The sequence below is a fragment of the Streptomyces sp. NPDC020422 genome, assembly GCF_044386705.1.
Lineage (GTDB): Bacteria > Actinomycetota > Actinomycetes > Streptomycetales > Streptomycetaceae > Streptomyces.
Map to the genome: position 1 here is coordinate 298,868 of NZ_JBIRVJ010000008.1, position 13,972 is coordinate 312,839.

At 71.8% G+C, this 13,972-nt stretch carries 11 protein-coding genes; all 11 read right to left on the bottom strand.

Annotation, left to right across the window (positions count from 1 at the left end):
* Window positions 1-114 precede the first annotated feature (114 nt).
* The 11 genes from ACH414_RS23225 to ACH414_RS23275 all read right to left on the bottom strand — a co-directional run bounded on the left by ACH414_RS23225 (window position 115) and on the right by ACH414_RS23275 (window position 13,971).
* Window positions 115-834 (bottom strand): YggS family pyridoxal phosphate-dependent enzyme, encoded by a 720-nt coding sequence (locus ACH414_RS23225; protein WP_382540352.1) that lies wholly within the window; start codon window positions 832-834, stop codon window positions 115-117.
* Window positions 831-1,571 carry a peptidoglycan editing factor PgeF gene (gene pgeF, locus ACH414_RS23230; RefSeq protein ID WP_382540355.1) on the bottom strand — a complete coding sequence of 247 codons (741 nt, stop codon included), beginning with the start codon at window positions 1,569-1,571 and terminating at the stop codon, window positions 831-833. Before pgeF ends, ACH414_RS23225 begins: the two co-directional genes overlap by 4 nt.
* Window positions 1,568-2,782, bottom strand: coding sequence for a cell division protein FtsZ (gene ftsZ / locus ACH414_RS23235; RefSeq protein ID WP_382540357.1), 1,215 nt, complete (start codon window positions 2,780-2,782; stop codon window positions 1,568-1,570). Before ftsZ ends, pgeF begins: the two co-directional genes overlap by 4 nt.
* Before the next feature lie 280 nt (window positions 2,783-3,062).
* Window positions 3,063-3,860 (bottom strand): cell division protein FtsQ/DivIB, encoded by a 798-nt coding sequence (locus tag ACH414_RS23240; protein WP_398943180.1) that lies wholly within the window; start codon window positions 3,858-3,860, stop codon window positions 3,063-3,065.
* Window positions 3,861-3,884: 24 nt separating this feature from the next.
* On the bottom strand, window positions 3,885-4,979 hold the full coding sequence (murG, locus tag ACH414_RS23245) for an undecaprenyldiphospho-muramoylpentapeptide beta-N-acetylglucosaminyltransferase (protein ID WP_382540363.1): 1,095 nt from the start codon (window positions 4,977-4,979) through the stop codon (window positions 3,885-3,887).
* Between the two features lie 6 nt (window positions 4,980-4,985).
* Complete coding sequence (ftsW, locus tag ACH414_RS23250) at window positions 4,986-6,326, bottom strand: putative lipid II flippase FtsW (RefSeq protein ID WP_382540366.1); 1,341 nt, start codon at window positions 6,324-6,326, stop codon at window positions 4,986-4,988.
* Between the two features lie 55 nt (window positions 6,327-6,381).
* Window positions 6,382-7,818 (bottom strand): UDP-N-acetylmuramoyl-L-alanine--D-glutamate ligase, encoded by a 1,437-nt coding sequence (gene murD / locus ACH414_RS23255; protein ID WP_398943182.1) that lies wholly within the window; start codon window positions 7,816-7,818, stop codon window positions 6,382-6,384.
* Entirely contained in the window at window positions 7,800-8,870 is a 1,071-nt protein-coding gene (gene mraY, locus ACH414_RS23260; RefSeq protein ID WP_382540372.1) for a phospho-N-acetylmuramoyl-pentapeptide-transferase, read from the bottom strand. Before mraY ends, murD begins: the two co-directional genes overlap by 19 nt.
* Window positions 8,867-10,297, bottom strand: a complete 1,431-nt coding sequence (murF, locus tag ACH414_RS23265; RefSeq protein ID WP_382540374.1) for a UDP-N-acetylmuramoyl-tripeptide--D-alanyl-D-alanine ligase — start codon at window positions 10,295-10,297, stop codon at window positions 8,867-8,869. Before murF ends, mraY begins: the two co-directional genes overlap by 4 nt.
* A gap of 4 nt (window positions 10,298-10,301) precedes the next feature.
* Window positions 10,302-11,984, bottom strand: coding sequence for a UDP-N-acetylmuramoyl-L-alanyl-D-glutamate--2,6-diaminopimelate ligase (locus ACH414_RS23270; RefSeq protein WP_382540377.1), 1,683 nt, complete (start codon window positions 11,982-11,984; stop codon window positions 10,302-10,304).
* A 16-nt stretch (window positions 11,985-12,000) separates the two neighbouring features.
* Window positions 12,001-13,971, bottom strand: coding sequence for a peptidoglycan D,D-transpeptidase FtsI family protein (locus ACH414_RS23275; protein ID WP_382540380.1), 1,971 nt, complete (start codon window positions 13,969-13,971; stop codon window positions 12,001-12,003).
* Window position 13,972: the final 1 nt, after the last annotated feature.

Sequence of the window (13,972 nt, forward strand, 5' to 3'; positions counted from 1 at the left end):
GATCGCCCTTACCGAATGTCGCAGTGTCACCAAGTGCCCGCGATCCACGAGGTCCCCCCGCCTCCCTGGCGGAATGACCATATTTTCTGCTGTGGTCCGACTTGCTTCGCGACGTTACCCGAGCTTCGGGCGGACTCCGAGTACCGCCGTACCGATGCGTACGTGTGTCGCTCCGGCCGCCACGGCCTCCTCGAGGTCCGCACTCATCCCTGCTGACACCATGTTCGCAGCCGGACGGGTCGCGCGCAGGGCAGTCGACAAATCCATCAGCCGGTCGAAGGCGGCCCGTTGCCTGCCCGCGAACGGACCGGCCAGCGGTGCGACGGTCATCAGTCCGTCGAGCCGCAGTCCGGGCGCGGCGTCCACCGCCGCCGCCAACTCCTCGATGCCGTCGGGGGCCACCCCGCCCCGGTCGCCCCGGGCGCCGGACTCGGCGTCGAGCGCGACCTGGATCAGACAGCCCAGCTCCCGCTCCGCCTTCTCCGCGGCCGCGGAGAGAGAGGAAACGAGCTTCAAGCGGTCGACGGACTGCACCACATCGGCATAACCCACCACGGAACGGACCTTGTTGGTCTGCAGCTGGCCGACGAAGTGCCAGTTCAGGTCGAGGTCCGCACACGCCGCCGCCTTGGGGGCGGCGTCCTGGTCCCGGTTCTCGGCCACGTGCCGCACCCCGAGTCCGTGCAGGATCCTCACATCGCTCGCGGGGTAGGTCTTGGTGACCACGATGAGGGTCACCTCCTCCCGCGCTCTTCCGGCGGCGGCGCAGGCGGCGGCGATGCGCGCCTCCACCCGGGCCAGGTTCGCGGCGAGTTCCGCCTTGCGGTCCGTCATGTCTCTTCTCGGTTCAGCCAGACATATCCCGCGAGTCGCCCGGTGGTGCGGTCGCGGCGGTACGAGTAGTGGTCCGGGGACTCCAGGGTGCAGACCCCGCTCGCGGTCACGTCGGTGACGCCCAGCCGCGCGAGCTGGTCGAGCACTCCCGCGGTGACGTCGACGGCGGGGGTTCCCCAGGAGGTCTCGGCGTGGGCGGCCGGTTCGACGGCGGCGACCTCGGCGCGCATGGTCTCCGGGACCTCGTAGCAGCGCCCGCAGACGGCGGGGCCGGTGCGGGCGACGATCCGCTCGGGGCGGGCGCCGAGTTCGGCCATCCGGGAGACGGTGGCCGGGACGACCCCGGCGACCATCCCGGGCCGCCCGGCGTGGGCGGCCGCGACGACCCCGGCGACGGGGTCGGCGAGGAGCACGGGCACGCAGTCCGCGGTGAGCACCGCGAGGGCCAGTCCGGGCCGGTCGGTGACGATCGCGTCCACCGACGGGACGGCGTCCTGCCGCCAGGGGCCCTCCACCACGGCGACGTCGGCGCCGTGCACCTGGTTCATCCAGACCACCAGGGCCGGGTCGAGCCCGAGTGCGCCGGCCGCCCGCTCGCGGTTGGCCCGTACGGCCGCGGGGTCGTCGCCCACGGCTCCGCCGAGGTTGAGCTCCTCGTACGGAACGGCGCTCACCCCGCCCCACCGGTCGGTGAAGGCGAAGTGGGCGCCGCTCGTGTCGTAACGCTGCCCTATCACTTCAAGAAGTCCGGGACATCCAGCTCTTCGGCCTGGGTGTCCGGGTACGGGCGGGCCGGCGGGACCACCGGCGGGGTGACGGGCGGCAGCGGGGTCTCGCTGACGGCCGGCGCCGGGTCGACCGGCGCCGCGGGCTCCTCGCGCGGGGTCACCGTGCCCAGACCGCCCAGCGGGCGGGAGGTCTCGGTGATGCGCGGGGCCGGGGCCGGCTCCTCGCGCTTGGCGGAGACCGAGCCGATGATGTTGTCCCGGCGGGCCGGCGGCTGGCCGCCGTCGAAGCCGGCGGCGATCACGGTGACCCGGACCTCGTCGCCGAGGGCGTCGTCGATGACGGCACCGAAGATGATGTTCGCCTCGGGGTGGGCGGCCTCGCTCACCAGCTGGGCGGCCTCGTTGATCTCGAAGAGACCGAGGTCGCTGCCGCCGGAGATGGAGAGCAGCACACCGCGGGCGCCGTCGATGGACGCCTCCAGGAGCGGCGAGGAGATCGCCATCTCGGCCGCGGCCACCGCGCGGTCGTCGCCGCGGGCGGAGCCGATGCCCATGAGGGCGGAACCGGCCTCGGACATGACCGACTTGACGTCGGCGAAGTCGAGGTTGATCAGACCCGGGGTGGTGATGAGGTCGGTGATGCCCTGGACGCCGCTCAGCAGCACCTGGTCGGCCGACTTGAAGGCGTCGAGCACGGAGACCTGGCGGTCCGAGATCGAGAGCAGTCGGTCGTTCGGGATGACGATGAGGGTGTCGACCTCTTCGCGGAGCTCGGCGATGCCGTCCTCCGCCTGGTTGGCGCGACGGCGGCCCTCGAAGGTGAACGGCCGGGTGACCACACCGATCGTCAGGGCGCCGAGCGAGCGCGCGATGTTGGCGACGACGGGCGCGCCGCCGGTGCCGGTGCCGCCGCCTTCGCCGGCGGTGACGAAGACCATGTCGGCCCCCTTGAGGACCTCCTCGATCTCCTCGCGGTGGTCCTCTGCCGCCTTGCGGCCGACTGCCGGGTTCGCCCCGGCGCCGAGGCCACGGGTGAGTTCACGGCCGACGTCGAGCTTGACGTCGGCGTCGCTCATCAACAGCGCCTGTGCGTCGGTGTTGATGGCGATGAACTCGACGCCCTTGAGACCGACCTCGATCATTCGGTTGATGGCATTGACACCACCGCCGCCGACACCGATGACCTTGATGACTGCGAGGTAGTTCTGCGGTGCTGCCACGTCGAAGGCCTCTCGCCTCGAGTTACGTGTCGCCGCTTCGCGGTGGTAAGCGCGCCGCGACGACGGATGCCGATTGGGACGGTCCGAAACGCCGACCCAAACCCTAACGTTGAAGTTTAGGGTTACCAGTGTCTCTGTTCGCTGGACTCTTCCGAACAGGACACTAAGTCGACAAGTGGCGCACGTTCAACGAACACGCCGAACCTCCCGTTTTTCTTTTCACCCTATGTGATCACCCGTAGCGCTGGCCAACCAGGGTGCTGGCCAGGGCTGATGAGCGTCAACTTCCCGACGAGGCGGGCGCCGTGGGGGCACTTACATCGAAGTGCCCCACTTTGGGAGTCGCCTTCATCAGGGCCGTCAGAACACGGGCCTTGACGGGCCCGTCCTCACCGCTGCCCCAGAAGACCGTGCGGCCCCCGCCGAGCTCCAGGGTGATGGAGTCGTACGACGTGATCCGGACGACACGGGCGTCCTGGGCGATTTTCTCCGGGAGTTCGCCCGTCACGCCTACCGCCTCGGCGAGCAGCCGGTCCTCGTCGAAGCGGCGCAGGCTCGGCGAGGAGGCCGCGGAAAGGACCAGTCGGGGGATGCCGCCGGGCGCCTTGGCCACGGTGGCGAACCGTGCGCCGCCGGAGTCCACTTCGATGAACTTTCCGCCCTTTTCCCACAGCAGGACGGGCTTCCGTTCCGTCACTTTCAGACCGATTCCGTGCGGCCAGGACCGCACGACGTCCACGGTGCCGATCCGGGGCAGCCGCTCGCGCAGCCGCGCCTCGATGGCGTCGGTGTCGACGGAGACCATCGGCGCGCCGACCGGCACGGCCGCGACCCGCGCGACCTCGTCCCGGGTGAGCACCTCCGTACCGGAGATGCTCACCCGTTCCACCCGCAGCCAGGTCGAGCCGTAGAGCGCCCAGAGGCCGCCGGCCGCGAGGGCCACGGCGGCCAGCGCGGTCAGGAGCACCCGTGGGCCGGGCACCCGCGACCGCCGGGTGCCGGGCCGGGACGGCGGCCGTGCGGAGCCCTTGGACCTGCCGCTCGCGCTCTTCTGCTCGGTCGCCGGTCCGGCTGCCACAGGGCGTCTCCTCTTCCGCCGCCGCTACGCCTGACGGCGGGCGGCGATCGCCTCGTACACCATGCCGACGAGCAGGTCGTCGGCGTCCCGGCGGCCGAACTCGGCGGCGGCGCGGGACATCTCGTACAGCCGGTGCGGATCGGCGAGTACGGGCAGGACGTTGGCCTGCACCCACTGCGGCGAGAGCTCCGCGTCGTCGACGAGGAGCCCACCGCCGGCCTTGACCACCGGCTGGGCGTTCAGCCGCTGTTCGCCGTTGCCGATGGGCAGCGGGACGTAGGCGGCCGGCAGCCCGACGGCGGAGAGCTCGGCGACGGTCATCGCGCCCGCGCGGCAGAGCATCATGTCGGCGGCGGCGTACGCGAGATCCATCCGGTCCACGTACGGTACCGGCACGTACGGCGGCATTCCGGGCATGTTGTCGACACGCGGCAGCTCGTTCTTCGGGCCGACCGCGTGCAGGATCTGGATGCCGGAGCGCTGGAGCACCGGGGCGATCTGCTGGACGACCTCGTTGAGCCGGCGGGCGCCCTGGGAGCCGCCGGAGACCAGCAGGGTCGGCAGGTTCGGGTCGAGCCCGAAGGCGGCGCGGGCCTCGGGGCGCACGCGGGCGCGGTCGAGGGTCGCGATGGTGTGCCGCAGCGGGATGCCGATGTAACGGGCGTTGCGCAGCTTGGAGTCCGGGGTGGCGACGGCGACCCCGGCCGCGTAGCGCGAGCCGATCTTGTTGGCCAGGCCGGGCCGGGCGTTGGCCTCGTGGACCACGATCGGCACGCCGAGCCGCTTGGCCGCGAGATAGCCGGGCAGCGCCACATAGCCGCCGAAGCCGACCACACAGTCCGCCTTGGTGCGCTCCAGGACCTGCTCGGCGGCCTTGATGGTGCCGCGCAGCCGCCCGGGGACGGTGATCAGCTCGGGGGTGGGCTTACGGGGCAGCGGCACGGCCGGGATGAGGGCCAGCTCGTAGCCCCGCTCGGGGACCAGCCGGGTCTCCAGGCCCTTCTCCGTGCCCAGCGCCGTGATCCCCACGGAGGGGTCCTGCCTGCGCAGGGCGTCCGCGAGGGCGAGCGCGGGCTCGATGTGACCGGCGGTACCTCCGCCGGCGAGTACGACATGCACCGAAATTCACCGCTCTCCGGACGGTCGCTTCTTGACGCGCCGTCGCATCGACTTCCATCTCCCCCCGGCCCGCTTGCCCCAGCCGGGGCGGCGCAGGGCCAGGGCCGCTTTCGCGGCGGGTTCCTGACGCGCGAAGGCGATCAGGAGCCCGACGGCGAACATGGTCGGCAGCAGGGCCGACCCCCCGTAGGAGAACAGCGGGAGGGGGACTCCGGCGATCGGCAGCAGACCGAGCACCGCACCGATGTTGATCACGGCCTGCGCCGTGATCCAGGTGGTCACGCCTCCCGCGGCAAACCTGACGAAGGGGTCCTCCGTGCGTCCGGCCACGCGGATACCCGCATAGCCTAGAGCCGCGAACAGGGCCAGCACCGACAGCGTCCCCGCCAGACCCAGTTCCTCCCCGGTGACGGCGAAGATGAAGTCGGTGTGCGCTTCGGGGAGTTGACCCCATTTTTCCACACTCGCCCCGAGACCGGAACCGAACCATCCGCCCGAGGCCAGGGCGTAGATTCCGTGCGCGGCCTGCCAGCAGGGGTCTCCCGCTCCGCCCGGGTCGCTGGCGCCGAGGCAGCCGAAGCGCTCCATGCGGTGCGGGCTGGTCTTGATGAGCAGCGCCCCGATGAGGGCGGCGACGGTGAGCACCCCGACGAAGAGCCGGGTGGGGGCGCCGGCGGTCCACAGCAGTCCGAAGAGGATCGCCGTGAGAATGATCGCCGTGCCCATGTCACCGCCCAGCATGATGAGACCGAGCAGCAGGAACGTTCCGGGGACCAGCGGCACCAGCATGTGCTTCCACTGCGTCAGCAGCTTCATGTCCTGTTTGCGGGCGAGCAGATCGGCTCCCCACAGGATCAGCGCCAGCTTGCCGAACTCGCTGGGCTGGAGCATGAACGGTCCGCCCAGCGAGATCCAGTTCTGGTTGCCGCCGACCGAGACCCCTATCCCGGGCACCTGGACGAGCACCATCAGGAAGATCGCCCCGACCAGGATCGGATAGGCGAGCGCCCGGTGCAGCTTCACCGGCATCCGGGAGGCCGCCAGGAGCAGCCCGGCGCCCAGCAGCGCCGCGAAGAACTGCTTGCGGAAGAAGTACGAGGGCGCCAGGTCGTAGCGCAGCGCCGTGATCATCGAGGCCGAGTAGACCATCACCAGGCCGAGGGCGGTGATGAGCAGTCCGGCGCCGACGATCACGTAGTACGCCGTGAGCGGCCGGTCCCAGGCCCTGCGGGCCCGCTCGGGCAGCCCGCGCAGCCCGCCCCGGCGTGGCTTCCTCGGCGCCGCGGGGGCGCGGCCGCCGCCGCGTACGGCGGACGGCCTGCGCGGCCCGGCGGTTCTGCTCGGCATGGTCGCTGTCCCCTCCAGTCGTGCCCGGCTCGGCCGGACCCCCTTGCTGGTCAGGTCAGGCGCGCCCGGTCGAGGCGAGGGCGCGGACGGCGTCCGCGAAGGCCTCGCCCCGCTTGTTGTAGTTGGTGAACATGTCCATCGAGGCACACGCCGGGGCCAGCAGGACCGTGTCCCCCGGCCGGGCGAGCGAGGCCGCCTCCCGGACCGCCGCGGACATCGCCCCAGTGTCGGTCCGGTCGAGGTCCACCACCGGGACCTCGGGGGCGTGTCGTGCCAGCGCTTCCCGGATCAGCGCCCGGTCCTGGCCGATCAGCACCACCCCGCGCAGCCGCTTCGCCGCGTCGCGCACGAGCTCGTCGAACTCGGCGCCCTTGGCGAGGCCGCCGGCGATCCAGACGATCGGGTCGTAGGCCGCCAACGAGGCTTCCGCGGCGTGCGTGTTGGTCGCCTTGGAGTCGTCGACGTAGACGACGCCGTCGATCTCCTCGACCAGTTCGATGCGGTGCGGGTCGGGCCGGAAGGCCCGCAGTCCGTCCCGTACGGCCTTCGGCTCGACGCCGAAGGCACGGGCCAGGGCGGCTGCCGCCAGGGCGTTGGCGATGTTGTGCGGGGCCGGCGGCTGGACGTCGGAGACCTCCGCCAGCTCCTGGGCGTTCTTGTGCCGGTTCTCCACGAAGGCCCGGTCGACGAGGAGGTCCTCGACGACGCCGAGCTGGGAGGGGCCGGGGGTGCCGAGGGTGAAGCCGATGGCCCGGCAGCCCTCCTCGACGTCGGCCTCGACGACCAGGTCCTCGGTCGCCTTGTCCGCCACGTTGTAGACGCAGGCGACCTGGTTGCCCTCGTAGATCCGGCCCTTGTCGGCGGTGTACGCCTCCATCGAGCCGTGCCAGTCCAGGTGGTCGGGCGCCAGGTTGAGCACGGCGGCCGAGTGGGCGCGCAGCGAGGGCGCCCAGTGCAGCTGGTAGCTGGAGAGCTCCACGGCGAGCACGTCGTACTCCTCGTCGCCGAGGACGGCGTCGAGGAGCGAGACGCCGATGTTGCCGACGGCGGCGGTTCGCAGGCCGGCCGCCTCCAGGATGGAGGCGAGCATCCGCACGGTCGTGGTCTTGCCGTTGGTGCCGGTGACGGCGAGCCAGGGCGCTGCGTCCTCGCCGCGCAGCCGCCAGGCCAGCTCGACGTCGCCCCAGATCTCCACGCCCGCCTCGGCGGCGGCCAGGAACAGCGGCTTGTCGGGCTTCCAGCCCGGGGCGGTGACGATGAGCTCGGTGCCGGGCGGCAGGGTCGCCCCGTCGCCGAGGCGGACGGTGATCCCCTCCGCCTCCAGCTCCGCGGCCTGCGCCCGGGAGCGCTCGTCGTCGCCGTCGTTGACGACCGTGACGACCGCGCCCAGGCCGTGCAGGACGCGGGCGGCGGGGATGCCGCTCACGCCGAGCCCGGCGACGGTGACGTGCTTGCCCTGCCAGTCCAGCTCGCTCACTTTTCGGATGCCCATCCCGCGTAGAAGAGGCCCAGGCCCACGATCACGCACATGCCCTGGATGATCCAGAAGCGGACGACGACCAGGACTTCCGACCACCCCTTGAGTTCGAAGTGGTGCTGGAGCGGTGCCATCCGGAAGACGCGCTTGCCGGTCATCTTGAACGAGCCGACCTGGATGACCACGGACATGGTGATCATCACGAAGAGGCCGCCGAGCAGGGCCAGCAGCAGCTCCGTACGGGAGCAGATGGCGAGACCGGCCAGCGCGCCGCCGAGGGCCAGCGAGCCGGTGTCACCCATGAAGATCTTGGCGGGCGAGGTGTTCCACCACAGGAAGCCGAAGCAGGCGCCCATCAGCGCGGAGGCCACGACCGCGAGGTCGAGCGGGTCGCGCACCTCGAAGCAGGCGTTCGGGTTGGTGAGGTCCATCGCGTTGGCGCAGGACTCCTGGAACTGCCACAGCCCGATGAAGGTGTACGCGCCGAAGACCATCACCGACGCGCCGGTGGCCAGGCCGTCCAGACCGTCCGTCAGGTTCACGCCGTTGGACATGGCCAGGATCATGAAGAGCGCCCAGACCACGAACAGCACCGGTCCGATGGACCAGCCGAAGTCGGTGATGAAGGAGAGCTTCGTGGAGGCCGGGGTCTGCCCGCGCAGGTCCGCGAACTGCAGCGAGAGCACGGCGAAGGCGATGCCGACGATGAGCTGGCCGGCCATCTTCGCCTTGGCCCGCAGACCCAGCGAACGCTGCTTGACGATCTTGATGTAGTCGTCGAGGAAGCCGACCAGACCCATACCGGCCATCAGGAACAGCACCAGGACGCCCGAGTACGTCGGGTCCTCGCCGGTGATGACCTTGGCCAGGGCGTACGCGATGAGCGTCGCCAGGATGAAGGAGATGCCGCCCATGGTGGGCGTGCCCTTCTTCCCGGCGTGGCCGCGCGGGCCGTCGTCGCGGATGAACTGCCCGTATCCCTTGCGGGCCAGCAGCTTGATGAGCAGCGGGGTGCCGATCAGGGTCAGGAAGAGGCCGATGGCCCCCGCGAAGAGGATCTGCCTCATCGGCCGGCGACCTCACCCTCGGCGGTGTTCTCGAGCAGTGCCAGGGCGACCCGCTCCAGACCGACCGACCTGGACGCCTTCACCAGGACGATGTCCCCCGGTCGCAGCTCACTGCGCAACAGGTCGACCGCCGCCTGCGCGTCGGACACGTGCACCGACTCCTCACCCCACGAACCCTCGTTATAGGCGCCCAGTTGCAGCCAGGACGCTTCCCTGTCACCGACCGCCACGAGCTTGCTGACGTTGAGTCGGACGGCGAGCCGCCCGACCGCGTCGTGCTCGGCGAGCGAGTCGTCGCCGAGCTCGGCCATCTTGCCGAGCACCGCCCACGTACGGCACCCCCTGGCCTGTGCGGGCCTGCCCATGGCCGCGAGCGCGCGCAGAGCGGCTCGCATGGACTCGGGGTTCGCGTTGTAGGCGTCGTTGACGATCGTCACGCCGTCCGGACGCTCGGTGACCTCCATGCGCCAGCGGGACAGGGTGCCTGCCTCGGAGAGCGCGGTGGCGATCTCCTCGACGGGCATGCCGACCTCATGGGCGACGGCGGCCGCGGCGAGCGCGTTCGACACGTGGTGCTCACCGTACAGGCGCAAGGTCACGTCGCTGCACCCGGTGGGTGTGTGAAGCCTGAAAGAGGGCTGTCCGTTCTCTGTGAGCCGGACATTCTCGGCGCGTACGGCCGCTTCCTCGGCCTCGCCGAAGAGGACCACGCGCGCCTTGGTGCGGCTCGCCATGGCCCGTACGAGAGGGTCGTCGGCGTTGAGGACGGCGACGCCGCCGTCCTCGGCGGCCGGCAGGGACTCCACGAGCTCGCCCTTGGCCTGGGCGATCTGCTCGCGGCCGCCGAACTCGCCGATGTGCGCGGTTCCGACGTTGAGGACCAGACCGATCCGCGGCGGGGTGAGGCCCGTGAGGTAGCGGATGTGGCCGATTCCGCGCGCTCCCATCTCCAGGACGAGGTGCCGGGTGGCGGCGTCGGCCTTCAGCGCGGTCAGCGGCAGGCCGATCTCGTTGTTGAGGGAGCCCGGCGTCCACACGGTCGGCGCATGACGCTCCAGGACCTGGGCGATCAGGTCCTTGGTGGAGGTCTTGCCGGCCGAGCCGGTGAGCGCGACGACATCGGTGCCGAGGCGCTCGACGACCGCGCGGGCCAACGCGCCGAGCGCGGCCTGGACATCGGCGACGACGATCGTGGGCACGCCGACGGGCCGGGCGGCGAGCACCGCCGCCGCGCCCGCCTGGACGGCGCGCTCCGCGTAGTCGTGGCCGTCGACGCGCTCGCCGGCGAAGGCGGCGAAGAGGCTGCCGGGAGTCACCTCGCGGGAGTCGATGACGACGGGACCGGTGACCTGGACGGACTGATCCGGTATGTCGTGCGGCTGCCCGCCGACGATTGCGGCGATCTCGGCGAGGGAGAGGGCGATCACTGCTTCATCCCTGACTGTTCTCGTGACGGTGTTCGGCCTGCTGGCTGCTGCGCGCCAGGACCGCTTCGCGCAGCACCTGGCGGTCGTCGAAGGGGCGGACCACTCCGGCGGCCTCCTGGCCCTGCTCGTGGCCCTTGCCCGCGACCAGGACGGTGTCGCCGGGCTGGGCCCGGGCCACCGCGGCCGCGATGGCGGCCGCCCGGTCGGCGTCCACGAGGACCTCGCCGCGCTCGGCGGCGGGGACCTCGGCGGCGCCCGCGAGCATCGCGGTGAGGATCGCGAGCGGGTCCTCGGAGCGCGGGTTGTCGGAGGTGAGGACGGCGGTGTCGGCGAGCCGGGCCGCGGCGGCGCCCATCGGGCCGCGCTTGGTGGTGTCGCGGTCGCCGCCGCAGCCGATGACGACGTGCAGCTTGCCCCGGGTCACCTCGCGCAGCGAGCGCAGGACCGATTCGACGGCGTCGGTCTTGTGCGCGTAGTCGACGACCGCGAGGTACGGCTGGCCGGCGTCGACCCGCTCCAGGCGCCCGGGGACGCCGGGGACGGCGGCGACGCCGTCGGCGGCGGTCTGCGGGTCGATCCCGGCGGTGGCGAGGGTGACGATCGCGGCGAGGGTGTTGGCGACGTTGAACGGGCCGGGCAGCGGGGCGGTGGCCGAAACGCGCTGCCCGTCCGGGCCGAGGACGGTGAAGGTCGAGTCGGCGGGGCCGGTGACGACGTCCTGGGCGCGCCAGTCGGCGTCCGGGTCGCCGGCGGCGGAGAAGGTGACGACCGGGACGCCCGCCTCCTTGGAGAGCCGGCGGCCGTAGGCGTCGTCGAGGTTCACCACGCCGCGTTTGCTGCGCTCGGGGGTGAAGAGCCGCGCCTTGGCCTGGAAGTAGTCCTCCATGTCGGAGTGGAACTCCATGTGCTCCGGGCTCAGGTTGTTGAAGACGGCGACGTCGAAGACGCAGCCGTCGACCCGGCCGAGCACGAGGGCGTGGCTGGAGACCTCCATGGCGACCGCCTCGACCCCGCGCTCGCGCATGACCGCGAAGAGGGCCTGGAGGTCGGTGGCCTCGGGGGTGGTGCGCTCGGACTTGATGCGCTCGTCGCCGATGCGCATCTCGACCGTGCCGACCAGGCCGGTGGCCTTGCCCGCGCCGCGCAGTCCGCCCTCGACGAGGTAGGCGGTGGTGGTCTTGCCGGAGGTGCCGGTGATGCCGATCTGCAGCAGGTCCGCGCCGGGCCGCCCGTAGATCTCGGCGGCGAGCTCGCCCATCCGGCCGCGCGGGTCCTCGGCGACCAGGACCGGCAGGCCGGTCGCGGCGGCCCGTTCGGCGCCGGACGGGTCGGTCAGGATCGCGGCGGCGCCGAGCTCGGCGGCCTGGGCGACGAAGTCGGCCCCGTGCATCCGGGCGCCGGGCAGGGCCGCGTACACGTCACCGGGGCGCACCGCCCGGGAGTCGTGCGTGATGCCCGAGACCTCCGTGGCGCCGGTGGCGGCGGGGGTCCCGGTGCCCAGCCGTGCGGCGAGCTCGCCCAGGGGTGTCGGGCGCAGCCGCTCCGGACGGGGCGGGGTGGTTCGGTACTGATCAGCGTGTGGCACGGCGGTGAGCGTACCGGGCGCACCGGCCGAGGGGCTAAATGAGGCCATGGCGTCGCCGGAGTTCGATTTCCGGTTCCCGGAACGGGGGGTGATCGTGGTCACTGGTGCTCCCGGAGTGTCACGGGGTCGGTTTGAACGTCACGGGCAGTCGGGCGGGCCCGCTGCCGGTGGGGGCGACATGGAGGGTCTTGAGGGCGAACTCCATGACCTTCTTGTAGATGGGTCCGCAGATCTGGCCGCCGAAGTAGCTGCCCTTGGTGGGGTTCTGGATCGCGCAGTAGACGGCGATCCGGGGCTCGTCGGCGGGGGCGAAGCCGGCGAAGGAGGCGGTGTAGCCCTTGTAGCGGCCGAGTTCGGGGTCGACGCGGTTGGCGGTGCCGGTCTTGCCCGCGACCCGGTAGCCGGGGATGGCCGCCTTGTTGCCGGTGCCCTCTTCGTCGTCGACGACGGACTCCAGCATCTGCGCGAGGGTCTTGGCGGTCTTCTCGCTGACCACCCGGCTCTCCTTGGGCGCGGGCGCCGGGGTGAAGCGTCCGTCGGGGCCCTTGGTGCCGCGTACCAGGGTCGGCTCGATCCGCACGCCTCCGTTGGCGATGGTCTGGTAGACGGAGCTGGCCTGCATGGCGCTGAGCGAGAGGCCCTGGCCGAAGGGGATCGTGTACTGCTGCGAGGTCGACCAGTCCTCCGGCTTGGCGAGGATGCCGGGGGTCTCGCCGGGGAAGTCGAGTCCGGTGGGGCTGCCGACGCCGAACTTGCGCAGATAGCCGTACAGCACCCGGTTGGCCTCGGCCTGGTCCTTGCCGAGTTGGCCGGTGGCGAGGATGGTGCCGATGTTGCTGGACTTGGCCAGGACGCCGTTGAGGGTCAGGTACCAGGTCTCGTGGTCGATGTCGTCGCCGAAGAGCCGGTCGCCGCGGTGCAGCCGGTTGGGCACGGTGACCCGGGTCCCGGGGGTGGCGACGCCCTCCTCCAGGACGGCGGCCATGGACATCACCTTGGCGGTCGAGCCGGGCTCGTAGGCGTCCTGGAGGGCCGCGTTGCCCATGGCGGTGGCGTTGGCCTGGGAGAGGTCGTTGGGGTCGAAGCCGGGGGCGTTGGCCATGGCGAGGACCTCGCCGGTCCTGGTGTCCTGCACGACGACGTAGCCGCGGTCTGCCTTGGACTTCCTGACCTGGTCGGTGATGGCCTGCTGGGCGGCCCACTGGATGTCCCGGTCGATGGTCAGCTCGATGTCCGAGCCGGGCACGGCCGGGGTGCCCTGGGAGCCCGCGGTGGGCACCCGGCGCCCGCCGGACTGGGCGTACCTGATCTTGCCGTCCTTGCCGGCCAGGTCCTTGTCGAGCATGGACTCCACGCCGCCGGCGCCGCGGCCCTCGGCGTTGACGTAGCCCAGTATCCCGGCGGCGAGTTCGCCGTTGGGGTACACGCGCTTGGTGCTGGGCTCGCTGAGGATGCCGCCGAGCAGGTTGATCCCGTTGCCGCCCTCGGCCGGCTTCGCCTTCTGCTCGTAGACCTTCTTGAGGTCCTTGATCTGGTTCCAGACCTGCGGGGTCTGCTTGCGGGCGAGCAGGGTGTAGCGGGACCTGGGGGTGCGCAGCTTCTTCGCCAGCTCCGCGGGCTCCTTGCCGAGGATCGGGGCGAGGAGGGCGGCGGCCTGCTCGGGGGCGTCCTGGACCTTGGACTCCTCGGGCGTGAAGAGCTTGGGGTCGGCGGTGATGTCGTACGCGTCGACGCTCGCGGCCAGGGCGACGCCGGAGCGGTCGGTGATCTCGCCGCGGTCCGCGGAGAGCGTGTACTCCTGGTAGCGGTGCTTCTCGGCCTTGGCCGCGTACGCGCTGGCGTCCACGGCCTGGACCTGGAGCAGCCGCACCACGAAGACCAGCATGACCAGGGTCAGGCCCAGGGAGACCAGGCGCAGGCGCGGCTTGGGGCTGCCCAGTCGGATCGTGCGCGGCCTGGCCGGGGGCCGGGCCGCGGGGCGCCGGGCCTGCGCGGGCCGCGGTGCGGGGCGGCCGGAGGCGGCGGGGCGGGGGCGAGCGGGCCGCGCGGGGCCGGGGACACGGCGGCGCGGGGGCTCCTTGGAGGGCACG

What these genes read in the sequence shown, in the direction of transcription:
- ACH414_RS23225 (WP_382540352.1), bottom strand. Translation starts at nt 834, where the DNA reads ATGACGGACCGCAAGGCGGAACTCGCCGCGAACCTGGCCCGGGTGGAG.
- murD (WP_398943182.1), bottom strand. Translation starts at nt 7,818, where the DNA reads ATGGGCATCCGAAAAGTGAGCGAGCTGGACTGGCAGGGCAAGCACGTC.
- mraY (WP_382540372.1), bottom strand. Translation starts at nt 8,870, where the DNA reads ATGAGGCAGATCCTCTTCGCGGGGGCCATCGGCCTCTTCCTGACCCTG.
- ftsW (WP_382540366.1), bottom strand. Translation starts at nt 6,326, where the DNA reads ATGCCGAGCAGAACCGCCGGGCCGCGCAGGCCGTCCGCCGTACGCGGC.